At 69.9% G+C, this 24,775-nt stretch carries 20 protein-coding genes, 3 tRNA genes and 1 pseudogene; 8 read left to right on the top strand and 16 right to left on the bottom strand.

Going from position 1 to position 24,775, the window contains the following annotated elements:
* Nucleotides 1–303: 303 nt before the first annotated feature.
* The 4 genes from O7631_RS11205 to O7631_RS11190 all read left to right on the top strand — a co-directional run bounded on the left by O7631_RS11205 (nucleotide 304) and on the right by O7631_RS11190 (nucleotide 6,162).
* Nucleotides 304–1,029: a hypothetical protein gene (locus O7631_RS11205; RefSeq protein ID WP_278144186.1), complete on the top strand. Its 726-nt coding sequence runs from the start codon at nucleotides 304–306 to the stop codon at nucleotides 1,027–1,029.
* 242 nt (nucleotides 1,030–1,271) lie between these two features.
* Nucleotides 1,272–2,384: a ricin-type beta-trefoil lectin domain protein gene (locus tag O7631_RS11200; RefSeq protein ID WP_278144185.1), complete on the top strand. Its 1,113-nt coding sequence runs from the start codon at nucleotides 1,272–1,274 to the stop codon at nucleotides 2,382–2,384.
* 119 nt (nucleotides 2,385–2,503) lie between these two features.
* On the top strand, nucleotides 2,504–2,956 hold the full coding sequence (locus tag O7631_RS11195) for a hypothetical protein (protein ID WP_278144184.1): 453 nt from the start codon (nucleotides 2,504–2,506) through the stop codon (nucleotides 2,954–2,956).
* Nucleotides 2,957–3,039: 83 nt separating this feature from the next.
* The gene (locus O7631_RS11190) at nucleotides 3,040–6,162 is read left to right on the top strand and encodes a hypothetical protein (protein ID WP_278144183.1); all 3,123 of its coding nucleotides are present in this window, start codon (nucleotides 3,040–3,042) and stop codon (nucleotides 6,160–6,162) included.
* A 49-nt stretch (nucleotides 6,163–6,211) separates the two neighbouring features.
* Here O7631_RS11190 and O7631_RS11185 read toward each other — a convergent pair whose 3' ends face one another.
* The 5 genes from O7631_RS11185 to O7631_RS11165 all read right to left on the bottom strand — a co-directional run bounded on the left by O7631_RS11185 (nucleotide 6,212) and on the right by O7631_RS11165 (nucleotide 10,856).
* Nucleotides 6,212–7,882, bottom strand: coding sequence for a serine/threonine-protein kinase (locus tag O7631_RS11185; RefSeq protein ID WP_278144182.1), 1,671 nt, complete (start codon nucleotides 7,880–7,882; stop codon nucleotides 6,212–6,214).
* Nucleotides 7,883–7,958: 76 nt separating this feature from the next.
* Nucleotides 7,959–8,690 carry an anti-sigma factor gene (locus O7631_RS11180; protein WP_278144181.1) on the bottom strand — a complete coding sequence of 244 codons (732 nt, stop codon included), beginning with the start codon at nucleotides 8,688–8,690 and terminating at the stop codon, nucleotides 7,959–7,961.
* Nucleotides 8,687–9,313 carry a sigma-70 family RNA polymerase sigma factor gene (locus O7631_RS11175; protein WP_278144180.1) on the bottom strand — a complete coding sequence of 209 codons (627 nt, stop codon included), beginning with the start codon at nucleotides 9,311–9,313 and terminating at the stop codon, nucleotides 8,687–8,689. Before O7631_RS11175 ends, O7631_RS11180 begins: the two co-directional genes overlap by 4 nt.
* Nucleotides 9,314–9,364: 51 nt before the next feature.
* Nucleotides 9,365–10,054, bottom strand: coding sequence for a class F sortase (locus O7631_RS11170; RefSeq protein ID WP_278144179.1), 690 nt, complete (start codon nucleotides 10,052–10,054; stop codon nucleotides 9,365–9,367).
* 13 nt (nucleotides 10,055–10,067) lie between these two features.
* Nucleotides 10,068–10,856 (bottom strand): hypothetical protein, encoded by a 789-nt coding sequence (locus tag O7631_RS11165; RefSeq protein WP_278144178.1) that lies wholly within the window; start codon nucleotides 10,854–10,856, stop codon nucleotides 10,068–10,070.
* 240 nt (nucleotides 10,857–11,096) lie between these two features.
* On the opposite strand from O7631_RS11165, the gene O7631_RS11160 reads away from it, so the two are divergent.
* The gene (locus O7631_RS11160) at nucleotides 11,097–11,465 is read left to right on the top strand and encodes an STAS domain-containing protein (RefSeq protein WP_278144177.1); all 369 of its coding nucleotides are present in this window, start codon (nucleotides 11,097–11,099) and stop codon (nucleotides 11,463–11,465) included.
* Here O7631_RS11160 and O7631_RS11155 read toward each other — a convergent pair whose 3' ends face one another.
* From O7631_RS11155 to O7631_RS11145, 3 genes are all read right to left on the bottom strand, one after another.
* Nucleotides 11,466–12,722 (bottom strand): PP2C family protein-serine/threonine phosphatase, encoded by a 1,257-nt coding sequence (locus O7631_RS11155; protein ID WP_278144176.1) that lies wholly within the window; start codon nucleotides 12,720–12,722, stop codon nucleotides 11,466–11,468.
* A 44-nt stretch (nucleotides 12,723–12,766) separates the two neighbouring features.
* Nucleotides 12,767–12,988 (bottom strand): hypothetical protein, encoded by a 222-nt coding sequence (locus tag O7631_RS11150; RefSeq protein ID WP_278144175.1) that lies wholly within the window; start codon nucleotides 12,986–12,988, stop codon nucleotides 12,767–12,769.
* 147 nt (nucleotides 12,989–13,135) lie between these two features.
* Nucleotides 13,136–13,705: a kinase gene (locus O7631_RS11145; protein WP_278144174.1), complete on the bottom strand. Its 570-nt coding sequence runs from the start codon at nucleotides 13,703–13,705 to the stop codon at nucleotides 13,136–13,138.
* 589 nt (nucleotides 13,706–14,294) lie between these two features.
* Between O7631_RS11145 and O7631_RS11140 the strand changes: the two genes are divergently transcribed.
* Nucleotides 14,295–14,783 carry a hypothetical protein gene (locus O7631_RS11140; RefSeq protein WP_278144173.1) on the top strand — a complete coding sequence of 163 codons (489 nt, stop codon included), beginning with the start codon at nucleotides 14,295–14,297 and terminating at the stop codon, nucleotides 14,781–14,783.
* 6 nt (nucleotides 14,784–14,789) lie between these two features.
* On the opposite strand, the pseudogene O7631_RS11135 reads toward O7631_RS11140, so the two are convergent.
* The 6 genes and pseudogenes from O7631_RS11135 to O7631_RS11105 all read right to left on the bottom strand — a co-directional run bounded on the left by O7631_RS11135 (nucleotide 14,790) and on the right by O7631_RS11105 (nucleotide 20,846).
* Nucleotides 14,790–15,463 (bottom strand): annotated as a pseudogene (locus O7631_RS11135) (YdcF family protein).
* A gap of 813 nt (nucleotides 15,464–16,276) precedes the next feature.
* Complete coding sequence (locus O7631_RS11125) at nucleotides 16,277–16,798, bottom strand: PspC domain-containing protein (RefSeq protein WP_278144171.1); 522 nt, start codon at nucleotides 16,796–16,798, stop codon at nucleotides 16,277–16,279.
* A gap of 3 nt (nucleotides 16,799–16,801) precedes the next feature.
* Nucleotides 16,802–17,125 (bottom strand): PadR family transcriptional regulator, encoded by a 324-nt coding sequence (locus O7631_RS11120; RefSeq protein WP_278144170.1) that lies wholly within the window; start codon nucleotides 17,123–17,125, stop codon nucleotides 16,802–16,804.
* A 274-nt stretch (nucleotides 17,126–17,399) separates the two neighbouring features.
* A tRNA-Lys gene (locus O7631_RS11115) sits at nucleotides 17,400–17,475 on the bottom strand.
* Nucleotides 17,476–17,539: 64 nt separating this feature from the next.
* On the bottom strand, nucleotides 17,540–20,620 hold the full coding sequence (locus tag O7631_RS11110; protein ID WP_278144169.1) for a VWD domain-containing protein: 3,081 nt from the start codon (nucleotides 20,618–20,620) through the stop codon (nucleotides 17,540–17,542).
* A 150-nt stretch (nucleotides 20,621–20,770) separates the two neighbouring features.
* Nucleotides 20,771–20,846, bottom strand: a tRNA-Lys gene (locus O7631_RS11105).
* 187 nt (nucleotides 20,847–21,033) lie between these two features.
* On the opposite strand from O7631_RS11105, the gene O7631_RS11100 reads away from it, so the two are divergent.
* On the top strand, nucleotides 21,034–22,308 hold the full coding sequence (locus O7631_RS11100) for an Ig-like domain-containing protein (RefSeq protein WP_278144168.1): 1,275 nt from the start codon (nucleotides 21,034–21,036) through the stop codon (nucleotides 22,306–22,308).
* A gap of 251 nt (nucleotides 22,309–22,559) precedes the next feature.
* Entirely contained in the window at nucleotides 22,560–23,849 is a 1,290-nt protein-coding gene (locus O7631_RS11095; RefSeq protein ID WP_278144167.1) for an Ig-like domain-containing protein, read from the top strand.
* Between the two features lie 102 nt (nucleotides 23,850–23,951).
* Here O7631_RS11095 and O7631_RS11090 read toward each other — a convergent pair.
* Nucleotides 23,952–24,027: transfer RNA gene (locus O7631_RS11090), tRNA-His, on the bottom strand.
* Nucleotides 24,028–24,133: 106 nt separating this feature from the next.
* Nucleotides 24,134–24,730 carry an oligoribonuclease gene (orn, locus tag O7631_RS11085; RefSeq protein ID WP_278144166.1) on the bottom strand — a complete coding sequence of 199 codons (597 nt, stop codon included), beginning with the start codon at nucleotides 24,728–24,730 and terminating at the stop codon, nucleotides 24,134–24,136.
* Between the last annotated feature and the right edge of the window lie 45 nt (nucleotides 24,731–24,775).

The raw sequence follows: 24,775 nt of genomic DNA, 5'->3' as shown, positions 1-24,775 counted from the left end.
CTCATGTCGTACGACAGGCGCGATTCAGCGCCAAGACCGGCTTGGCCAGGCTCGACACCCGGCTGACGGGCCTGAACGACGAATCATCGAAGCGCTTCGACGACCCCACCGCGGCACCACGGTCAGGAAGGTGCGCGATTCGCGCAACTATAGGTGGGCATATATTGATGAACAAGGCCGGCCCGGCCGGCGGGGGCGCGTGTGCCTCGGCGACGAGCAGCCGACGACCCGAGCCGGGCGAAGGATCCTGAGGTAGCGTCGGCGTCAGGTTGACCGGTCCGCGCGGCGATGATCGGAGACGACATGGACGACGGCCTGCGATCGATCGCCCTTGCGAGCACGTGCGCGGCCTTCGTCGCCACGCCCGTACTCGGAGCGCTGGTCGGCGACGGGGAGCAGACCGCCCGCTACGACACTGTCATCACGCCGCCGGACTACGCCTTCGCCGTCTGGGCGCCGATCTTCGCCGGATGCGTCGCGTCGACCGTCGGTCAGTGCCTGCCGCAGGGTCGACGCCACCCGGTGAGCCGCCGGGTGGGTTGGCCGTTGGCCGGCGCCTACGCGGTGAACGTCGCCTGGTCGGCTGCCGCGCAGAGCGATCGTTTCGCGTACACCCCGTACCTGCTGCCGGTCGCCGCCGGCCTCGCCGCCACCGCTCACCTTCGCCTTCAGCGCACCCCCGCCACGACCAGGTGGACCGCGCTCACACCACTGAGCACGGGCCTCCTGCTGGGATGGACGGCCCTGGCGAGCACCGTCAACATCGCCGCGGCCACGGTCGCCTCCGGCACGCAGCCAAACGCACCGCGCACGGTCACCGCGTCCACCGTCGGGCTCCTCGCCACCTCCGCCGTGGCAGCCGCCGCGGTCGCGCGAAGCCGGCAGGGGCGGCTGCCGCTCGCGTTGGCCTCCGGGTGGGGGCTGCTGACGACGGCCCTGTCCACGAACCGACCTCGCCGCGTCCGACTCGCCGCCGCAGCCGGCGCCGCCATGGTCGCCACAGCCGCGGCAGCCACCCAACTCCGCTAGCCCGAGCCACCTCGCCGCACGCCGCACCTTCAAGATCCGCGCAACATCAGGGATGTTGCCGCCTCCCGCCTCTCGCAGGCAGCAACATCGGGGAAGTTGCTCGGATCTTGGGCGCGGGGCGCGCGGCGCAAGGCGCGGGGCGCGCGGCGCGGGGCGCACGGGTAGACCGAGACGAATGCCCACATCTACAATCTTCGTTGTTAACGCTCACACTCGTCCCAGTGCTGAGGCAGGAGAGATCTATGCGAACGAGGGCAAGATGGCTCGCGACACTCGCCGCGCTCGGCGTCGTGGTCGCCGGTGCGCTGACCCCGACCGGTCCGGCCAGCGCGGAGTCGAACGGCGGGGTACGGGTGATGCCGCTCGGCGACTCCATCACCGAGGGAACCCAGGTGCCCGGCGGATACCGCATCGGGCTCTGGCAGCGACTGGTCGGCGGCCGGTACACGGTGGACTTCGTCGGGTCGCAGTTCAACGGGCCGGCCAGCCTGGGTGACCACGACCACCAGGGGCATCCAGGCTGGCGCATCGACCAGATCGACGCGAACATCGTCAACTGGCTCAACACCCAACGGCCGCAGACCGTCCTGCTGCACATCGGCACCAACGACATCCTGCAGAACTACAACGTGAGCAGCGCGCCGAACCGGCTCTCCACGCTGATCGACCGCATCACCACCACCGCGCCCACCGCCGAGGTGTTCGTGGCGCAGCTCATCCCGATCTCCAACAGCAGCCAGGGAGCCGCTGTCCGCACCTTCAACGCGGCGATCCCGGGCATCGTGCAGAGCAAGGTGAACGCCGGCAAGCGGGTGCACCTGGTCGACATGCACAGCGCCCTCACCACCTCCGACCTGATCGACGGCGTACACCCCACGGCCGGTGGCTACGACAAGATGGCCGCCCGCTGGTACAGCGCCCTGCAGTCGGTGCCCGGCAGCATCGGCAACCCGGGCAGCGGCGGCGGGCAGACCACCGCCATCGTGGGCACCCGGTCCGGCAGGTGCGTCGACGTCCCCGGGGCGGCCACCACCAACGGCCTCCAGCTGCAATTGTGGGACTGTCACGGCGGCACCAACCAGCAGTGGACCTACACGAGCGCCAAGACCCTGACGGTGTACGGCAACAAGTGCCTCGACGCCGCCGGCTACGGCACCTCCCCGGGGACCCTGGTCACCATCTACGACTGCCACGGCGGCACCAACCAGCAGTGGAACGTCAACGCGAACGGCACCATCACCGGAGTGCAGTCCGGCCTCTGCCTTGACCCCGTGAACCAGGGCACCGCCAACGGCACCAAGCTCGTCCTCTGGACCTGCACCGGTCAGACCAACCAGCAGTGGACCCGCCGATAGCCGACGGTTGAATCACGGTCGCCCTGGCGCCGCAACGACATCGGCAACCTCGACGCAGGGCGAGCACGCCGGTAGCGTCACAGATCGTCACTCCGGAGGATCTGAGGTGTGGGGTAGTTGTGGCTTCTGACCTGGCATCCGGGCTGCGCTTCGCCGCACAGCCGGTCGTCAGCGTCTTCGTCCCCGGCACTCCCGCCGTGTCGCCGAACTTCGTGTTCGGCGACACGGCACCGGCCGAGGTGCAGACGTACTCGCTCGAACAGGACGAACCACCGGGCTCCTTCCCGTACGCCCGGGTCACCGAGTTCGACCTGGTCTTCGACGTACTGCCAGCCGACCTTGGCCACTACCTCGGAGACTGTCTGAAAGCCGCCTGTTCGGCGGGCGGAAGTGTGGTGTGGATGGCCTTCGAGGGGTCCTTCCACTTCGACCACATCCTGACTGAGGCGATCGCGTCGCAGGTCTACGGCATCTGCGCACCGGGTGAGGATCCGGTCGTCGTGCCTGACCTGGAATCCCTCAAGACGCCGCATTGGCGGTCGGTGGTGGCGTCGTACCGGAGCCGGCTCTAGATCGGGTACCCGTCCCCGGGTCGGCACCTGGGCAGATCAGCGCGGTTTCAGCGCCCTTTCAGGCTGCTCAATACGTTCGCGGCATGACAATCAACCGTTCCACGCGTACGAGGCGCGGGACCGCCGTGGTGGTGATGATCGCCGTCACCGCGGCAAGCGCGCTGTTCGGCGAACCCGCGTCGGCCGATCCTGTCCCCGTTCCCATCCCACAGGCAGCGCTCACCGACCGTGCCTTCGGCCAGGTTGCCGAGATCCACATCCAGGGCGCCGACCGGATCAAGGCCGTCGTGCTGACAGCCGAATTCGTCCAGTGGCACCGGCTGCACCCGAACGCCACCACCGAACAGGCGCAGACCCACCTGACGGCGCGCAAGCAGACGCTCGACAACTCGCTGACCGCCTACGACCACCTGGTACCCGAGCAGGACCTGCTGCTCAGGTCCGTCGACATCCTGCTCGGCACCCCCGGCGGCGACACCCGGACCTCGCCCGAGATCACCGGCCTGGTCGGGGCAGTGATCGGCAAGACGGTCGAACCGTGGGACACCCGCGAGGAACTCGCCTCCGGCGCGCTGCGTACCGCCCAGTGGTTGCGCGGTCGTGACGACGCCCTCGCCGCCGTGTGGTCCGCGGTCCGCCAGGCGGCGGCCGCCGACGCGCCGGTCGCCAGCGCGTGGAACGCCGTCCTCGGTGCGCCCTTCGGGGTCGACGTGACACACACCTACGAGCAGCTCACGCAGGATCCCGGGCTGGCCCACGTGAACCTCGCGGCGATCCTCGCCCTCCAGGGCGACTCGGCGGCGTACGTCGCGGCGGCCAAGCAGAAGCTCGCCTCCCTGCACGCGCAGCTGCTCGGCCTGAGCGTGGAGATCCGTCTCGAGATCGGTGCCAACAACACCAAGTGCCCACCGGAGGGGCCACCCAGCGCCGAGTGCACCGCGGCGGCCAAGAAGGCCGCCGAGGACCGCGACAAGGCACGGCAGCAGACGATCTCCGACGTCAAGGCCGGGCTGGGCATGGTGTCCACCCTCATCGGGTTCGCCGACCCCGACGCCGGCAAGAAGGCCAAGGTGATCGGCGAGGCGGTCCTCACCACGATCAGCGCCATCTCGACGTACGCGGCGGCGATCACCGGGCGCGGTCTGGCGGGCTCGGTCTTCAACACCGCGACGTTGGCGATGACCGGCAACATCTTCGGTGCCGTGATGTCGATCGTCGGGCTCTTCGGCGGCGGCGCGCCGTCGCTGGACGCGCAAATCCTCGCCCAGGTCAAGGCACTGCGCGACGAGGTCCGCGCCCTCGGCGACGAGATGCGGGCCAGCTTCGCGCGGGTCGAGGCGCAGATCAACACGGTGTACGCGAACATGATGGCCCAGTTCGACAAGCTGAACGCGGCCATCGCCGGCAACACCGCGCAGCTCACCCTCGTCCAGCAGCAGGTCGCCCAGCTCGGCCTGCGACTGGAGGACATCGCCGCCACCGTCCTGGCCGCGATCGGCGACGCCACCCTGCACGACGCCCGCGCCGACATCAACAAGTACATCGGCTACCAGGAGAACTTCGGCCAACCGATCCCCACGTACAACGAGTTCGTCGGCCCGGAGAACGAGTTCCACCTGACCGCCACGCAGCTGGCCGGCGGTGCCGCCTTCGTGGTGCCGAAGACCGACGCGGACAACCCGGCACTCGACCCGACGACAGTCCTGAACAGCTTCGGCGAGGCCCGGTCGATCAACTACCTGGCTCGGTTGGCCAGCGGGCGCGACCCGTCGATGCTCGAACCGGCGACCCCGGTCGGCAACCCGACGGTCTGGAACCTCGGCGCGCAGGCGTACTCCATGCTGATGCTCCAGAACCCGACGTACGCCGCCCAGGTCAGCGCCAGCCGCGCGGCGCAGATCGAGGCGGAGGGCACCCGCATCGCCGACCTCGCGGCCAGCTTCGGCCGACCGGTCGACGGCGACGCCAACAGCCTGATCACCGGGCTGATCGACGAGTACGTCGGCGCCACCAACGAGTTGTCGGCCGCGCTGAGGACGTTCCGGACCAACGAGGTCCAGGTCCGCTGGGAGCCTGACGCCAACGGCGTGCAGGTCAAGACGCCGAAGAACTACGACCTGTTCTGGGACACGGACAAGCAGCTCACCCCGGCACCGGCGAGAACCGACGAGGCGACAGTGCCGTCGTGCGACGGCACCCGGCAGATCGACCGACCCAGCAACGTCCGCTACGACCTGATGTCGAACGTCGTACGGACGCTCCAGTACGCGTACACGCCACGGCACGACGAGCCGCCGGCCGGCGTACGGGAGTTGCCCGAGGTGGGCCACTGCTACACGCCGAGCTGGGTCTACACCCGCTCGACGGGCTACGGCACCGGGGTCATCCGGCACTACGGCAAGCTGCGGTTGCAGATCCACAGCCGGTTCCGGCTGAACTCGACGCTGCCCTGGCAGAACTCGCGGACGGCCGACTTCACCTGGCCCGACGAGCAGGTCTACCAGGTCGACTGCGAGTTCTTCAACTGTGACAGCGAGACCAGCCCGGAACAGGCGCTGACCCAAAAGTGGCCGTCCGGGCGGTACACCTTCGCGAGCGCGGCGACGGCCGTACCCAACACGGCGCTGGACACCTCGCTGACGCCGATACTGCGCGGTTTCCTCCAGGCTCGGCAGAAGTCGATGTACGACCGAATCCGGGACCTGAGCACCCAGGTCAGCGGGCCGGTGCCCGCCGCGCTGAAGAAGATGAACACGGCGGCGCGGCTGCTCCAGGCGTACACCAGGTTGGGTCTGCCCAACGCCCTCGACTCGGACGACGTGCTGTCGGCGAACCTGTTCGGGCAGTACCAGATCCCGGTGAACATGCCGACCGACGCCAAGATCGGCAATGCGTATGCGAAGGCCAGCGGGAACTACACGCTCTGCGGCCCCGCACCGTGCTCGCCGGACCCGAGCCGCCCGCTGCGCGACCAGGTCAGCCTCAAGCTGCCCTGCGAGCCCGCCGTCGACTCGTCGAACCTGCCCGGGGACCCACTCGGCGACTGCCTGGTCACCAGCGCGCGGTCGCGTGCGACGGCGCTGGCCCAGCGGTACGAGGTCTGGGCGGACCAGATGACCGCCGGTCTGCACCGCGAGCGGGTGCCGTGGCTGAACGACACCCTCACCGGGCTGCGCATCACCACGCGACTGACCCACGCCAACTGAGACGGGGCGGTGCCGGTGCCTTCGAGCGCCGGCACCGCGCCGAGAACCGTCAGTCGGAGCGGAAACTGGCGAGGACCAGTCGTTGCAGGGGCTCTGTCGCACTCCACTGGCTGTCCTGGGTGATCCAGGACAGGCTGTAGGCACGGGTCCTGCTCTCGTTCACCAGTAGCCGGCGGGCGTGCAGCCTCGCACCGACGGCCTGGTCACAGGTGTACTCCCACTCCGCAGCGCCACCCGGGCGAATGACCGGCCCGATGCTGATCCTCTGGTAACCCGGAAGCGTGCCGGCCTTCAGCGCGCCGCGCTCCGCGGCCTCCCACCGAGTCGACGGTATGGAGGAAACCGTGACGGCGGGGTCGACAGCGATGGCCCGCACCTCGACAGGGTCCCGGAAGCAGACCGTTCCGCCCTCGGTGTGCCGAATCCATCCCTCGGGCACCGCCAGGAGGAAGCCAGCCGGGTCCTGGTGCCACGCCCACCCGTCCGGCAACGCGTACGGCGGTGGCGCGCTGGGCTCCTGTAAGGGCCCAGCATCGCTGGCGGCGGCATCGTCCAGGCAGAGATGGGCGGGCGGCGCCGACTCGGTCGACTCCACCGCTCCGGCCGCCGCACCGCCCGGTTCGGCCACCGACGCGTCGTCGGGGCCGCCCAAGCCGCCGATCACGGCGCCGGCTGCCGTGACGACGACGACCCCGACCGCCAGCAAACCCAACACTGCACCAGCGAACGCCCAGGCGGTCGTCCGGTCACGGGTCGTTGGAGCACCTACGGGAATGACAGCGGTGTCGACCCCGTCCTGCGGGATCGGAGCCACCGGGGAGGCGGCGTCCCGCGTCGGACGACGCAGGGTGGCGCGCACGCTTTGCCAGCGACGCGATCGGGGCATCGGCACGGGCTCGATCGGTACGGTCGCCGCGGCCACCTGCTCCAGCAGGCCGCGGGCCTCCCGCCCGGACAGGCGCTGACGGGGATTGCGCAGCAGGAGACCAGTGATCGCGGGTTCCAGCGGCAGGGCGCTCATCCGGTGCGGCGCCTCGGTGGCCAGAGCGGCGAGCGTGGCCAGGGTCGAGGACCGGGCCCACGGTGGGCGGCCCTCCGCGGCCAGATAGAGAGTCGCGCCAAGAGCCCACAGGTCGGAGGCCGGGGTGGACCTGCCATCGCGCGCACGCTCCGGAGCGACGTACTGGATCCTCGACAGACTCGCCGCGCTGACGGTCGCCGGGCTGTGGCTGTCGAAGATCGACAGACCGAACCCGCCGAGCATGACCCTCCCGTCGTCGACGAGCAGCACGTTCTGCGGACAGAGCTCCCGATGCACCACACCCATCCCGTGTGCGGCACCCAGTGCGGCGAGCAGGTGCAGCCCGACCCGCGCCACCTCGGTCGGCGCCAGCGGGCCGTCGGCGGCAACCACCTCCGACAGGGACCGGGAGGGCACGTGCTCCATGACGAGCCACAGGTACCCGTCGGCGCTCAGCACGTCCCACATCCCCACGACGCCCGGATGGTCCAGCCCGGCCAGCCCACGAACCTCGGCGAGCGTCCGCTCGTGCAACCGGGACCGTTCGGCGTCGCTCGCCCACCCCGGCACCGCGATCTGCTTGAGCGCGACGTCCCGGCCGAGCACCTCGTCGCGAGCCAGCCAGACGCGTCCCGGGGTGGCCGTGTCGTCGACAGGCAGGAGCCTGCGGTACCGGCCGGCGAGCAGCTCGTCATCCATGTGAGTGATTCGGAGCGGTAGGTCGCACGGATGGGTGGGTGACGAGATGAGGTCAGCAACCGGGGCCGGCCCACGCTCAACTCAGCTCGACCGTACCCACGATTCGTGTGGGGGCGACGGAGCCGCCCGCAGGCTCGTTGGACACCCCGAAGGTGCCCGCCTGGGCGACCGGCCCGATGACCACTGTGGACGCCCTGACCCCCTCGGGGAGTTGCCCCACCGAGCGGGCCGGCTCGGCGCCACGGATGAGCCACAGCTCGTAGATCCGCCCAGGGCCGGGTTCGGGCAGATCACGCAGCAGCACCACCCCACGGTCGCGGTCGCGGGACACCACGACTGTCGCGGCACCGCCGGGCTGCAACGACCGCTCGAACACCCGGGCATCCGGGGCGTCCAGAACGGCGGCGATCTGCCGGGCCTGGTCGCTGCTGGCCCGCTCGTCGCTGACCCGATCGTTGCTCACGGTCCAGGTGACCGCGCTCGCGCCGGCAGCCACGACGACGGCTGCGGCGGCGGCCACGGTGAGCTGTCGCCATCTGCTCGCCAGCCGTCTGCCGCCGGCACCTGTGGCGGTGACGCGCAACTGCGGTGTCCTGGCCACCTGGGCCAGGGTGCGCTCCCGCAACCCGGGCGGGGTCGCCTCGACAGCCGTCTCGTCGGCGAGCCGTGCGGCCGTCTCCCGCAGCTCGGTGACCTCGACACGACACGGCTCGCACTCGGCCAGGTGCCGCTCGAACGCAGCCCGCTCCAGGTCGTCGACCGCGTCGAGGGCGTACGCGCCGGCGAGGGTGTGGATGTCGGCGCTCATGCCCGTCCCTCCATCTCGATACCCAGACAGTCGCGCATCCGGATCAGTCCGTCGCGCATTCGCGTCTTCACCGTCGGCAGCGGCGCCTTCAGCTTCTCGGCGACCTCACGGTAGGTATGGCCGCCGTAGTAGGCCAACGTCACCGCCTCCCGCTGCACCGGCGTCAACCGGCCCAGGCACCGGCGGACCTGTTCCCGCTCCAACCGGGCGGTGACGTCCTCGACCACCTCGTCGTAGGGGACGTGCGACTCGGTCGCGGCGACCTGCCGGTCCCGGTTGGTGTGGGCCTGCTCGGCGCGCACCCGGTCCACCGCCCGGCGGTGCGCCATGGTGAGGATCCACGCCGAGGCGGAGCCGCGACCGGGATCGAAACGGCCAGCGGTGCGCCACACCTCGACCATCACCTCCTGCGTCACCTCCTCCGCCTGCGCCGGATCGCGGACGACCCGGCGGGCCAACCCGAGGACCCTGCCCGACACGGCGTCGTACAGCGCCGCGAACGCCGCCTCGTCACCCCGCGCCACCTGTGGCAACAGCTCGTCGGCGGTCGGTGGGGTCGCGGTGTCCGGCGGCACCGACCGCAACCGCCTCGGCTGTTCCGGGTCGCCGCTCATTCTCGGCATGTCCTCTCCTGTGCTGGCGACGGTGGGAGCACCGCCGACGTCTGCTCGGCTTCAGGCGGGATGAGCGTGAGCGAGGCGCGCGTAGACGATCACATTGTCGCGGTAGTGCTGGGTGGCGTCGTCGAATTCGCCGCCGCAGGTGACCAGTCGCAGCGCTGCGTGGTCGGTGGCCCCGTACACCTCGTCGGTGGGGAAGCGGTCCTTGGGATACTGCTCGACCTTGGTCACTGTGAACATGGCGATGCCTCCGTCCTGACGGTCGACGGTGATCCCGGCACCGACGGGCAGCTTGCCCAGGTCGAAGAACGTCCCACGGCGTCCCTTCCAGTTGACGTGCCCGGCCAGCACGGCCGGGCCGAGCGCTCCGGGCGTCGGTGCCCTGGTGAACCAGCCAACGTCGGTGGCGCTGTCCGGGACTTGCATCGCACCGTCCGCCCGCAGGCCGAGGGCGACGATCGCCGCAGTGGCCTTCAACGACGGGATCGACACCCGCGTCGGTGGCGAGCTGGCCATCAGCGGGCCCGAGGTCAACTCGCCCGGCCTGGTCGCCGGGTCAGGCGACATATTCGCGGCCGGTGCCGCAACGGAAGCTTCGGGTCGTGGTGGGTCGCCACCCTGGTCGGCGACGGCGAAGCCGATCGTCACGGCCGCCGTCACTGTGAGAATGCCGGCCACCGCCAGGAGCGCGAGACGCCCCCGACGGTGGCCGGCCGGCACATGTGCATCGCCGGTGTCTGTCACGGACACTCCCGGCTCAGCGCTCGCCGACGAGCCGGCGGCGTGCGACGACCGCACCGGCAGCGCCGAGCAGGGCGAGGCCCCCCACGGACCACATCACCATCGGCGATCCACCGGAGGTGCTGCCGTCACCGGTGGCGACACCACCAGCGGGTACGGAGCCAGCGGCCGCGCCACTGACCATGCCGCACGTCGCGGGGTCGGTGGCCTCGGCAGGGATCCCGTTGACACCGATGGACTTGGCGAACGTCGACTCCCCGAGTGCTTCCATGTCGTACTTGCCGTTCTTGTTGGCATCGATGCCGTGCTGCACAACGTGCAGGTCCTTCAGGTGCTCGATGGTGCCGGCGGGCAGCTCGGCGGCCGGGATGGTGCGCTCGTAGCTGAGGTTGCCCTTCGCGTCGGCCTTCGGCATCCGGTCCACGGCAAGTCCGCTCGCCTTCGTCGTGTCGCCGGTGGTGGTCAACGAGATGAAGATGTCGCCGTACATCTTGAGGCCCTCCTCCGTGCTCACGTAGCCGTTGCCGTTGGCGTCGGCGGACTTGTCCGGGCAGTGGAAGTCCATGCCGTTGGCCGCGCCGTGCACATGCTGCGCGTGCGGCGAGTTCGGCGTCATGCCCTTCGACCGGATCATGACCTTCAGGTCACCGCCGCTCGTCGCCGTCAACGTCGCGGTTCCCGTCGCGCCGGTTTCGTTGAGGTCCTGCAACTGGACCTGCACGCTCTCGTCGGCGTGCGCGACGCCCGGAAACGCGAGGATCAGCGCGGCCGCGGGCACGGCGAGCAGGGCTCGGGTCAGTCTCACAACAAATCTCCGTCTCCGCCGGTACGGCGAGTTGATGCTCAGGTGCGGTCAGGAGGTATTCGTCGCGTGCCGCGCGCCGGATTGGTGCCCGACCGGATTCTTTACCCCGCCCCGCCGGCGGTCAGAAGATCGGCAGCTCGGCGGTAGGCCGGCGACACAGTTGCGGTGCCGCCGCCCCATCCGCCCGTCGCACGTCGAGCGCATAGGGTGGATTGCGGACCCTCGCGCTGGGAGGCTGGTATGGATCTGCTGTTGTCGGCTCGACCGGGCCGCGGTTGCACAGTGGTCGAGGCGCGCGGTGAGCTCGACATGGCCACCGCCCCGCAGCTGCGCGACAACCTGCAGCAGCTCATCGATTCCGGCGACCGGCAGGTGGTGGTCGACATGGCCGGGGTGCGGTTCATCGACTCGAGCGCGTTGGGCACGCTGGTGGTGATGTTCAAGTCGCTGGGCGAGGTCGACGGGCGGCTGAGCCTGGCCGCGGTGCAGCCCGGGGTACGCCGCGTCCTGAGCATCACGTCGGTGGACCGGGTCATCGACATCTACGACGACGTACACACGGCAGAAACCGACATTTCCACCTCCGGTGGCGTCCCCCGGGGGCAGTAGTCACTCGGGTAGGGCCACGCTGGCCCGCTCGAGGTCGGCACCCGCGCTGCTTTGCCGGTCCGCCCCGTGCCCGCCGTACCAATCGATGATCAAGAGGGTCGCGTCGTCGGCGAGAGTCGGACCACCCACCTCCAGCACCGCGTCGCCCAACGCCCGCACGGCCTCACGGGGGTGCAGGTCGCTGATCGCGCCCAACACGGCGGGCAGGTCCAGGTCGGCGGCGTTGCGTTCCAACATGCCGTCGGTGACCACGACCAGGCGATCACCGGGTTGCAGGGTGATCTCCTCGTGGAGGAACTCGACCTCACTGAACATCCCCAGCGGAAAATTACCCGGCAGCCGCAGCGGCTGGGTCTCCCCGCGGCGCACCAGCAGTGGCGGTACGTGGCCGGCGTTGAGCATCGCGCACACCCCGGTGCGCAGGTCGAGGCGGCCGAGGACCGCCGTGACGTAACTGCCCCGCACGCCGGCGTGCTCGGCCACCGCGGCGTTCGCGGCATCAGCCTGTTCGACCAGGTCAGCGCCACGTCGGCGGGTGTTGCGGAGGCTTCCCACACCCAGAGTGGCCGTCAGGGCGCTCGCCACGCCGTGGCCCATCGCGTCGGTGACGCTGAAGTGCAGCACATCACGCGCCAGGCTGTAGTCGAACGTGTCCCCGCCGATGCTGGCAGCCGGCTCCAGCCAACCGGACAACGTGAACGCACTGGCCTCACACGTGAACGCGCCCGGCAGCAGCCGGCGCTGGATCTCCGCGGAGAGCGTGAACGGGGTCGTTCGTTGGCCCCACTCGAACAGGTCGGTGTGTCGCCGGTTCGCGATCACCACGAACGCCAACGCGTGCGCCGTGCGCGTGATCTCCCCCAAACCCTGCGCGGTCGGCTCTTCCGGTAACACCATCTCCAACAGGCCGATAGCCTCACCACGCTCCGTCACCGGCGCCAACACCACCCAGCCGGCAGAGCCCGCAACGACCTGCACCCTCTGCGTACGCAGCGCCTGCTCGGCCACGCTGCCGTCGAACGGCAGCACGGTGGCAACCTCCTCACCGTGCTGGCGGCTCCCGCCCGCGTCGTCGATCGGCACATGCGCCAACCGAACCAGCGCCCGGCCACCGAAATCTGCGATCAGGAACGAGACGGCCGACGCGCCGAGCGCCACGCCGACCTCTCGGGTGACCGCCTCGACCGCCTCAACCGGCGAGGCCGCCTCGGCCGCGTCCAACATGCCGGCGAGGGCTCGACCTTGACTGCTCTGCACCCGCAGATTCTACGAACACCCTGCCGACCGGGCAGTGACGGCAGTCAGGACGATGTCGTCCGGACCGCCCGCCGGATTCCCTGGTGCACCAGCACGCCGACGGCGGTGTTCACCACGGCGAGCGCCGACGCGCCGAGCAGCGCCGGCCCGACGCCCATCGAGCCGTCGGCGACCAGCAGGATCGGCCAGCCCAGCGCGGCGGCTATCAGCGACGGCCGCCACCAGCGCCCGAACAGCAGGCCGAACAGGATGAGGGTCGGGATCACGGGAGCAGCTCCCTTCGTCGCTGCTCGCAGCCTACGCGCGCAAGTCAGCACGAACAGCCCCGTTCCAGGCGCCCCGGACCGTCGCCGGCCAGCCCCGATCGCCCGGGGCAAGCGTTGGGAACGGCACCGGTAGCCGGCTGAGCCGCTCTACGGGGACGGGACGTTCGGTGGCAGGTCGTCGTCGCGTCCGGTCTGAGGTAGCCCGGCGGCAGCCGCGATTTCCTCGACGGCCTCGTTCAGCCCTGTCGTCTCGGGTAGGACGAGTTCGTCGGGCCAGCCCAGGACGTCATGGGCGGCGTACCAGCCGCTCATCTGCTCGGCGCTGAACTCACTGACCTGTGGGCGCGTGAGGTGCCGGCGCAGAGTCTCGGCCAGGGACACATCGAGATAGCAGAACAGCGACCGGCCGCGGTGGTCGTCCCGCAGGGCGGTCAGCATGCTGCGGTAGCGGCTGGTGTGCAGGATGCCCTCCAGCACGACGTGATAGCCGTGGTCCAACGCGAACCGAACCGTCTGACCGATCAACGCTGGTGCCGCGCCGCCGGGCTTGTCCCGCTCGCGCAGCAGGATGCGGCGCAGGTAGTCCTGCTCGACCAGGGCGCAGCCCCGGCCGTGCCGGCGCCGCAGCTCGCGGGCGATGCTGCTCTTGCCCGAGCCGGAGTTGCCCCGGATGCAGACGAGGATCGTGTCCGGGCTGCCGGTGGGTTCAGCGACCACGATGCCTCCTCGAACTTACCCTTGTTGACCCAGGTAGGGCGGTTGTGGAACTTAGCTGCGTCGATCGACGCTACCGGCCGCTCTGGTTCGACGCCGAGGCGGGCGAGTTGCTCGGGTGCGGCATTCACGATGGGTGCACGACCAGGGCGTGTCGGCTCGGAACGCCGGAACCGACTGGCCATCCGTTACGCGAGACGTACACCGTCATGCCTCCACCCCCACCAGGAACGATGAGCGGCGGGCTCGCCGGGGGAATGGCGAGCCCGCCGCCGTATCACGGCGGCTGGAAGTAGGCCGCCGGTCACCCACCCACGCAGCCCTCATGGCGGTACGCAAGCGGGGAGAACACCGAGACAGTTCGTTCCAGGGCGAGCCCAGCCAGCGGCCCAAGCCGTGGTGTGGTGCGCTGCCCATCGATCCCTCCATCTGCAGCTCCCTGTTAGTCCTTCCCGACATCGGCATCGACAGGCGGCGGTGAGCTGGGGTGAACTGAACGTAGGGGCGGTGCGTACGGAGGACCGGGAAAATCCGTACCGGGTCCGGCGGCCTTCAGCGGGCAGGGTGATGGTGTGCGCCCACTGCGCAGCTGTTGTCGGTATACGGGAGCCTGCACCTCGTCTGCGCGCTGGCCGCCGCTCGTGACGACGACCGCGCCACGGCCGACACCCACATCGCCGAGGCCGAGGCCGCCGCTCAGCGGCTCGGTGTCGATGGCAACCACGTGTGGACCGCGTTCGGGCCGACCAACGTGTCGATCCACAAGACGACCGTGGCGATGGAACTCGGCGACGTGCAACGCGCCATCGCTATCGGTGCCCCACTCGACACCAGCACCGTGCCCGTCGAACGGCAGGTTCGGCACGCCATCGAAACCGCCCGAGCCCGTGCCCGGTGGAACCGCATCGACGACGCGCTCGCAGCGCTTCTGGACGCCGAGGTCATGGGCCCCGACCAGGTGCGCTACCACCAGCTCTCCCGCGACCTTGTCCGCGACATCCTCGCCCGCCCGCGGCGGCCTCGACTGGCCGTCGAACTCAGCGACCGGATGGGCGTCCGGTCGGGCGAACCGCGCTGGTAGCCGGGCTCAAATTAGCCGGCCCGTGTAGCCAGCCGTGACCAGGCGCTCGAAAGCGGTCCGCACCTCGTCCGGAATCTCCTGCGGGATCGCGAACCCCCGCTCCGCGTACACCTCGATCCGCTGCGTGTCGCCTACCAGCATGTCCACTACCCGCCGCGGATCGCCGATGCTGGCCACGTAGTCGTCCAGTTCCAGTGGGTTCGACGCACAGACCACATCGACCTCCGGCCATATCAGCCTGCACGTCGCATAAGCCCGGCGCTGCTGGTAGGGCCGCGACATGATCAGCACCGACTTCACCGGGATCTGGTGTTCGGTCAGAAGCGCACGGGAGAACTCCAGGTTCTCGGCGGTGTTCGTGGCACGCGGCTCCACGAGAATGGCCTGCGCCGGCACACCTTGCTCAATCGCGTACTCGCGATAGTGCACCGCCTCGCCTTGGGGGAACCGCTCGATCGTTGTCGGCGCGTTCGCTCCGGTGAAACGATCCATGGAAACAGCCCTGCTTGAAACAGCCGCGCTGCGATCACCGCAACGCCGAGGTCATGGCTCCCCAACCCGATGCCCACGTCGCAAGGGCGCAACTCGTGGCGCATGTCGTGGTATCGCCACAGCGTCTCCACGTCAGCCCGGATCTCGTCTGGAACCACGTGAGTCGGCACCGCGGCCTGCGGATCCATCAGCGCCCGCCAGATAGGGCAAGCGCTGGAGTTCGAGCCACGCCCCGTCTTCTCACGGCGTCAGCGTAGGGCAGGCCGATCCAGGTCAGCTAAAGCTCCTCTGCCACCGGGGGACTTTCAGGCAGGGCCGACATCGGCAAGCCGCTCGTTCCGTCGGCGCCAGCTCGGGAACCTGAACCCACCATCTCGCCGGCCTCGCGGACGACAGTACCGAGCGGGGAGCGAGCCGCGCGATCTGCGGCAGATCCGGATGGTCGCGAGGGCTCTCGGCCCGAGAAGATGGAGGTCATGGGGCATAGCTACCGCGCTGGCGGCGGTCCCTATGCTGCCCCACCGCCCGGTGGGTCACAGGCCGGTTCGCCCGTCGATGCACTCGCGCAGGAGGTCGGCAAGCTCAGGGTGCTGGGAGGTACCGAGCGTCGGCCGAGCTGCTCGGCGTCCAGTCCGTCGCACTTCATCTCTATGGTCAGACGGTAGTTGCCGAGGTACTCCCGGTAGGTCGCCTTCTCGCCGGCGGGCTGACCGAAGGTCCTGGGGTCGTCCTCGGGTTCGGTCCACAGTTTGCTCACGGCGCCACCCAATCGCGGGCGGACCGCACCAAACAACTGGTTGCGGTGCCCCAACTACGACGGCCGCCAGGAGAAATTCGATCTCCGCTCACTCATCGACACAACCGCGCGGTCGGCGGCAGAAGAGTGCATGTTCGGTAGTGGTGAGCTCCGCTGGCAGGCCTGGTGGGGTGTGGCAAGGTGGCTTGCTGATCGACAACAGCGGAGCTTGGAGTCCCGCTTCGCCATGCGCTTCGGTTCAGGTCTATCGCAGTGCGTCCCGTTGGCGCTCATAGTCGGTGACCGTCGGGACGACGGGGAGCACGAGCAGCAGGACCAGGTACACCACGGCGAGTAGTCCACCGGTGAGCATGGTCAGCAGCAGCACGACGGTTCGTACCCAGTCGACGCGGAACCCGCCGTATGCAGCGATGCCGAGGCAGACGCCGCCGAACCATTTGCCCTCGTTGATCCGGCACCAGAACCGGCCACGCGGCCTCCCCTCGGCGGAAGGCGGCGAGGGGCGTGCTGGGCTCACCGGCCCGAGTTCAGCCAGGATCTCTGCCATCTGGGCACCGGTCAGCGAGTCGTCGCCCGAGCCCGTGAGAGTGCTCAAACGGTCGCCAATCGCGGACTCGAGGTCTCGGGCGATCTCGTCAGCGTCCGGGTCGGATCGCAGCGCGCGTCGCGCATCATCGAGGTACTGCCGCAGGGCGTCGCGTGCTTCGCGGGTGGCTGGAAAGGCCGCGACATGCCCGGTGAGGCGGATGGATACCCGCTCGTCCATGGGTCATCGTCCAATCGTGTTGATCATGCGGGTCAACTCGGTCCAGTACTCGCGGAACGCGGCGAGCTGGCCGCTGCCGGCATCCGTGAGGGAGAAGTACTTCCGGGGCGGCCCTGACGGCGACTCACGCCACTCGTGGTGCACAAGCCCGTCTCGCCGGAGTTTGCTCAGCAGCGGATACAGCGTCCCCTCCTGGGCGGGGAAGCCTGCCTCCTGTAGCGCGGCGAGGATCTCCGCCGCGTACCGCCGCTCGGACTCGACGGCAGCTAGTACGAGTGGTTCGAGCAGGCCGCGCCGCAACGCAACGAGCTTTGGATCGGACTGCATGCCTCTACCTTGGCACAGCAAGGTACCTATCGCAAATGTAGGTCTTGCGCAGGCTCCGGCCCGCAGGCCGACGGCTGGCCACGCCGGGCCCTCACATCCACCGGGGCAGCACCGGCGGCCGCTCAGCATTCAGGTATCCGGGGCATGCGCTGGACTTCCAGTCGATGACCGCTCTTCGGCAGAAGCGGATACCCCATACGGTCGATGCTTGCTCCACCGCCGCACAGAAAAAGCCCCGGCCCGGTGTGAACCACCAGGTCGGGGCCTTGCTCGTTGGTGCGCCGCCAGGGACTCGAACCCCGAACCCGCGGATTAAGAGTCCGCTGCTCTGCCAGTTGAGCTAGCGGCGCTCGCCGGCAACGGGACGAGACGCTAGCACGTCGGGCACACCGCCCCGAACGGGCGGGGTCCGCCTCACTTCAGCGTCAGCGTGACCTGCCCGGTCGCGACCCCGGACGGGTCCACCACCACTGTGTACGTGCCGGAGGTCGGCAGCACCGTCGGACTGATGTCGCCAGCCCCGTTGATCACGCAGCCGCTGGTGATGGGGGTGCCGTCGGGGGCGCGTAGCTCCACCACACCGCACTGGTCGGGTAGGTCCGAGGCGGTCGCGGTCAGGCTCACCGACGTACCGGCGCTGGCGGTGAACCGGTAGGTGGTGACCGCGCCGGGTCGGTCGACGGTCGCGACGACCGGCGGACCGCCGACGGCGATCGTCGCCGCCTGGTCGCGGCTGCTGAGCAGCCGCAGTGTGGCCGCGCCGGTGGTACGTCCGGTCGGGTCGACCACCACTGTGTACGTCCCGTCGGCGGGCAGCAGCGTGCCGTCGATCTCGCCGACGCCGTTGATCACGCAGCCGCTGCTCAGCAGCCGGTCCTCGGCGTCGCGCAGTTCCAACGGCGAGCACTGGTTGGGAAGTGTGCTCGTGGGCACCTCGACGAAGACGCGCTCACCCTGCTGCCCGGTGAACCGGTACCGGGCCCGCGCGCCGGGGTGATCCAGTGTCGCGGTGACGTCGGGGCCGTTCGCTTGCAGCGTGCCGTCGACGTCCCGGGCCACGTACACCCGGACTGCTGCTCGTCCGGTGTCGCCGGGGGCGGCGGCGACCCGCACGGCGTACGTGCCGGTGGTGGTGAGGTCGACGCGGTCGATGTACCCGACGCCGTTGATCGCGCAGCCGCCCCCGATGTACTGGCCGGTCGGGTCGGTGAGCGCGTACGGCGAGCAGCGGTTGGCGATCCCGGGCGCGGTGGCGTCGACGAAGACGGCGTCACCGGCCCGGCCGGGGAACGTCAGTGGCGCTCCCCCGGGGGTCAGGCTGGCCGCCGCGACGGGTACGGCCGTGATCGACGTGGCGGTGGGCGGGGCTACCCGCTCGGTGGTGGCGCCGGCCACCGCGAACTCGGGGCGGCCGCTGACCGCGACGTCGAAGACGCACTCGGCGAGCTGGGCGGGGGCGGTGATGCCGGCCCACCGGCAGATCTGCTCGGCGGTGGCGCGGCGAGCCGGGTCGAGGTCGCCGACGGTGACCTCCCGTTCGGGGAAGGCACGGTCGGTGAACGTGCCGGTGTCCTGCCCGTCGTCGTAGTGCAGCAGCGAGCGGTCGCCGGTGATCCGCCAACTGTCCGCGTACGCGGGGTAGAGCTGCGTGAACGGCACCGGTTGGGTGAGCGCGGTCCCGTTGGAGGGTGCGATGTCGTCGGCCGGGTCGCCGTCGAAGTCGCCGAGCAGGCCGCGGACCTTCCCCGCCCGGGCGTCGGCGAGCTTGACGAGCACCCGGTAGCCGTAGTGGCCGATCTGATCCACCGCCGCCGCGGAGCCGTCCGGCCACGTCACGTCGTACCCGTCGGCGGGTCCGGTGTCGGAGGGGCGGCGGGTGAGGGTGCCGCCGCCGGGCAGGTCGGTGCGTTCCGGCGGCGTGGCCACCGGCGCGCCGTCGACGTGTACCCGGGTGCCGCCGTCGGTGAGCGTGAGCGCCACCCGGTGCGTGCCGACCCGGAACGCGACAGCCGAGTTGACCGAGGCGGTCCGGGTGCCGGCCATCGGCGCCTGCCGGACCTGCACCTCCAGCGGGTCGCCGCCAGTGGCGGTGACCAGCGTGAACTCGCCCACGGCCTGGAAGTCGTAGGCGACCCGGTCGAACGTGACCAGGTGCGGGTCGCCGTTGCTGCCGCCGCAGTTGGCGCCCTCCTCGCAGAGCTTCACCGGGCCCTTCTGCGGGGGCTTCTTCTTCGCCGGTTTCTTGCACTCGTCGAGGTTCTTCGGCAGCGTCTTCCCGTCGTACTCGGTGCGCGGTGGCAGGCCCTTCGCCGCCCGGTACCGGTTCTCGGCGAGTGTCGCCTTCACCTCGGCGGTACGGATTTCGGTGCTGCCACAGTCGCCCTGCGGGACCTTGTTCTGGGAGATGTCGTCGGCGTGGTTCAGCTCGTGGTAGAGCGCGGCGCAGGGGTCGCGGGCCACGCCGTCGCCGTACGGCTCGACGGAGGTCGGGTTCCAGGTGACCGTCGAGGAGCCCTTCCCGTCGGGGCTGTCGGGGGTCTCGAACGCGCCCGAGCCGCCGGTGGTCGGGATGATCCGCACCCGGGGAGACTTCTTGTCCCGCAGCCGTGGGAGCAGGCCTGACGGGTCCCCGCCAGGCGCGGCGAACCCCTTCAGGCAGGTCTCGACAGCGCCCTGGAAGTCGACGCCGCTGACCGGCACGCCACCGTTCGGGTCCACCGCGTAGTCGGCCCGGGCCGGTCGGGGCCCGTCGACGACGAGTGCGCCGACGGCCACCAGCAGCAGCGCCAGCGCGGCGGCGGTCGGCCGGCGGCGTCGCCGCTTCAGGACCACCACCAGCGCGACGGCGAGCACCGCCAGCAGCACCGCTCCGCCGGCGAGCCACAGCCAGCGCTGGCCGGTCCCGCTGCCGCCGTCACCGATGGTGAAGGTGGTCGTCCGCAGCGTGGTCCCGCCCGCGCAGAGGCCGGTCGTGCCGGTCACCGCCAGTGGCAGGTAGCCGGCGGTCACCTCGTACCGGCCGGGCGCGCCGACCGGCCACAACGTGTCCAGGCCACCGCCGTCCGCTGTCGCTGCCACCGAGCGGAGCGTCACCGCGTCGGGGGTGTCACCGCCGTGCAGGCGTACGCCGGCCAGGCTCACAGTGGTGGTCGCACCGGGTTCCACAGTGGCGAGGCCTGCGGTGGCGGCGGCACCGATGCCGTCGTCGTGGAAACTGCGGGCCAGCGTCGGCGTGAGGTCGCGCCCGTCGAGGCGTACCCCGGTCACCTGGACGGTGCCGACGGCGCTGGTCGGCAGCGCGCACGCCGCACCTGTGGTGTTCGTGACGGTGAGGTCGAGGCGGACCTGGTCGCCGGCCCGGTAGTCGGCCTGGCCGGGCCTCAGGGCCAGACCGAGGCCGCCGTCGCCGGGCGCCGCGACGGCGCTCACCGCGCCGGCCGCCAGGGCGGTCAGCAGTACGGGAATTGTGGCCGCGAGTCGCACCGTCCACCTCATGGTGCGGACTGTAGGGGCGCGACGGCCGATCTTCGCCCGCTCTGTCGGGGACCGGTCCCAGCGAGTCTGGGCGCCGACCAGGCTGAACCACGGTCCGGACAAGAAAAAAGCTCTGACCAGGTGGTAACCACCAGTCAGAGCCTTGATCGTTGGTGCGCCGCCAGGGACTCGAACCCCGAACCCGCGGATTAAGAGTCCGCTGCTCTGCCAGTTGAGCTAGCGGCGCTCGTCGGCAACGGAGAGAACATTAGCACCCCTCCAAGCCGGGCTCCAATTCGGTTACCCGGCTCCCCCCTTCGGTCGAGCTTTGCCGACAAAATGCACCAAACTGCCACACCGACTGAAGCCGGGGGCGTGGGTTGCGGCGTCGATGCGGCACGATGTCCGCCAGGTACGCGAGAACAGAGGTGGGCATGGCACGGTTCACGCGAGCCGGAGCGGTGGTGGGCGCTCTGACTCTGGCTGCGTCGCTGGCACTGACCGGGTGTGGTGACGAGCAGAAGAAGCCGGCATTCGTCGGTGGGACGTCGGCGGCCGACCCGGGCGCCGCGCCGGGCTCGTCGGCGAGTCCGGACCCGAACACGCCGAGCACACCGAGCGGGCCGACGCTCACCCTGAGCCCGGCCGACGGCACGAAGAACCGGCCGGTGAGCACGGAGATCAGCGCGAAACTCCCGGACGGCGGGAAGGTGTCCGCGGTCACCCTGACCGCGGACGGTGGGGGCACGGTGGAGGGCAAGCTGCGCACCGACGGTTCCGCCTGGGTGCCGTCCACTCCACTGAAGTGGGGCACCCGCTACACCGCCACGCTGACGGCGAGCGGGGCCGACGGCACGAGCAGTCAGGGCACCAGCAGCTTCACCACGATGGCGAAGCCCAAGTCGACGATCGGCTCCGGCCTGTACCTCTTCGACGACAAGAGCTACGGAGTGGCCATGCCGGTGGTCACCGAGTTCCACCCGGGCATTCCGAAGAAGGACCGGGCGGCGGTGCAGAAGCGGATGTTCGTCCGCACCGACCCGCCGCAGCCGGGGGCGTGGCACTGGGTCGACAACGGCACGCAGGCCTACTACCGGGCCCCGGAGTACTGGAAGCCGGGCACGACCATCAGCGTGCGGATCGCCATCGCGGGGATGCCGCTGAGCAACGGCAAGTACGGGGACATGGACCGCAAGGCCACCGCGAAGATCGGCCGGTCGTTCGAGATGAAGGTCGACAACGCCAACAAGAAGATGACGGTGTACGAGAACGGCGCTGTCGTCCGCACCATCCCGGTGAGCCTGGGCAAGAAGAGCACCCCCTCGTCCAGCGGCACCATGGTCGTGATGGAGAAGAAGGAGGCCACGGTCTTCGACACCCGGGACGACCCGGACCCGGCCAACCGCTACGTCACGGACATCCAGTTCGCCCAACGGCTCACCTGGGGTGGCGAGTACATCCACGCCGCGCCCTGGTCGGAGCACGTGCAGGGACGGCAGAACGTCTCGCACGGCTGTGTGAACGTGTCGATGGTCAACGCCAAGTGGCTGTTCGAGAAGACCCGGATCGGTGACCCGATCACCATCAAGGGCACCGAGCGCAAGATCGCCGCCGGCAACGGCTGGACGGCGTGGAGCCTGAGCTGGTCGGCGTTCATCAAGGGCAGCGCGCTACCCGTACCCAGTGGTGGGGCAGGTCCGGCGATCTGAGTTGCCGTACGTCTATGCGCCGGTCCGGCCGATGGCCGGGCCGGCGCGTACTCTTGCAGTCCCGCGCCCGCGACGGCGCCGCAGCGACCCCTCAGTCCCGGTACGGAGACGAATCCCGCTCACGAAACGCCGGATAGTAGCAAAAATCCGGCACCATGGACGGCGTGTTTCGGTTCACCCTCGGCAACCGGGGCCGGCTCCGGCGCGTCATTAGGAGACGATGGGGCAGCGACCACGACTGTGAGGGAATCATGCGAGCTAGCCAGGATCGGCTGATCAGGGGCGGTGAGCGGCGCCGCGTCCTCGCGGCGGGGCTCCTCGCCGTGGCGCTGGCCTTCACGTCCGCGTGCACCGACGGCGACGGCGGCAAGCCATCCTCGTGGCACGGCGGCGGTGAGGCCCCGGCGCCGAAGGCGGCGGCGACCATCAGCGAGCCGGCTGCCGACGCCAAGGACGTGCCGGCCTCCACCGGCATCACCTTCACCACGAAGGACGCCCAGGAGACCACCGTCGAACTCAAGGACGCGGCCGGCAAGGCGGTCGAGGGCACCCTCGCCGCGGACGGCAAGTCGTGGCTGCCGGCCGGGGCGCTGGAGTACGGCACCGCCTACACGGCGACCGTGACCGCCACCGGCGACGACGGTCGTCCGGCGACCGCGACCAGCACCTTCACCACGATGGCCAAGCCGGGCAACCAGGTACGGGTGACCAGCTTCCTCGGTGACAACCAGGTCGTCGGGGTCGGCATGCCGTTGATCGTGAAGTTCAGCCGGGGCATCCCGGAGGACTACCGGGACGACGTGCAGCGCCGCATGACGGTGACGTCGACGCCCGCGCAGGAGGGCATCTGGCACTGGGTCAGCCCCACCGAGGTCCGGTACCGCCCCAAGGAGTTCTGGAAGACCGACAGCAAGGTCTCCTACCGGGTGCAGGCCGGCGGTCTGCCGATGGGTGACGGTTGGTACGGGCGTGCCGACCTGAACGTGGACATCAAGATCGGCCCGGCGGTGGTCATGACGGTGGACAACAAGACCAAGCGGATGACGGTCACCCGCAACGGCGCTGTGATCAAGACCATTCCGGTCAGCCTCGGCAAGAAGAGCACCCCGTCGTCCAGCGGCACGATGGTCGTGATCGAGAAGCTGCGCAAGACGGTCTTCGACACGTTCGAGGAACTGGGCCCGGAGGAGGGCTACCGCACCAAGATTGACTTCGCGCAGCGCCTCACGTGGGGTGGGGAGTTCATCCACGCGGCACCCTGGTCGGAGGGCCAGCAGGGCACCACGAACGTCTCCCACGGTTGCGTCAACGTGTCCATGGCCAACGGCGACTGGCTGTTCAAGAACACCCAGATCGGTGACCCGATCACGGTCAAGGGCACCGAACGCAAGCTGCAGAACGGCAACGGCTGGACCGACTGGAACATGAGCTGGGACGAGTACGTCAAGGGCAGCGCCCTGCCGTACGAGCCTCCGGCCGACCCGGACACCACCCCGACGACCCCGGACGGCGCGACCCCGTCAGCGACGCCGACCGCCTGAGCCCGACGACGAGAGCTCCCTCTTTGGAGGGGGCTCTCGTCGCATGTCCCCTACCGCGCCCCTACAACGAGTCAGGCCCCCTCCGAAGAGGGGGCCTTCTCGTGGGGTGACTGATGGGAATTGAACCCACGACAACCGGGACCACAACCCGGTGCTCTGCCAACTGAGCTACAGCCACCACGCCGCCGTCGCCCGGTTGATCGCCCCGGGCGGGGTGCGGACCAATAATAGCGGCACCGCAGCCGGGCACGTCCAGCGGGTTCCCCGCTCGACGCGAGCGGGGGTCAGAGCTCGGCGGCGATTGCCTTGGCGGTCTCCACGTCCGGGCCGGGGAGCGGAACGAAGAGCGTCCGCCGGTAGTACTCCAACTCCCGGATGCTCTCCCGGATGTCGGCCAGCGCCCGGTGGGCGAGCCCTTTCTGCGGCTGGCCGAAGTACACCCGCGGATACCAACGACGGCAGAGTTCCTTGATCGACGACACGTCGATCATGCGGTAGTGCAGGTGCGCGTCGAGGCGGGGCATGTCCCGGGCGATGAAGCCCCGGTCGGTGGCGATCGAGTTGCCGCACAGCGGCGCGGTGCGCGGATCCTTCACGAAGCTGGTGACGTACTCCATCACCCGGTCCTCGGCCTCGGCGAGGGTCACCGCCGACCGGCGGACCTCGTCGGTCAGGCCGGACTTGGCATGCATCGTCTGGACGATCTCCGGCATCGCCTCCAATGCCGCCTCGTCGGCGTGGATCACCACGTCGACACCGTCACCCAGCACGTTGAGGTCGGGATCGGTGACCAGTGCCGCAACCTCGATCAGTTTGTCCCTGCCAAGGTCCAACCCGGTCATCTCACAGTCGATCCAGACAAGGAGATCAGCCACCGGCACAGACTACGCGCAGCCCACGCCTCGCGGCTGCGCGCTCTCGGCGGA

Origin of the sequence: Micromonospora sp. WMMD967, assembly GCF_029626165.1 — a bacterium.
GTDB lineage: Bacteria > Actinomycetota > Actinomycetes > Mycobacteriales > Micromonosporaceae > Micromonospora > Micromonospora taraxaci.
The sequence above is the reverse complement of the archived record's forward strand: the minus strand, read 5'-3'. Positions and strand labels throughout refer to the sequence as shown.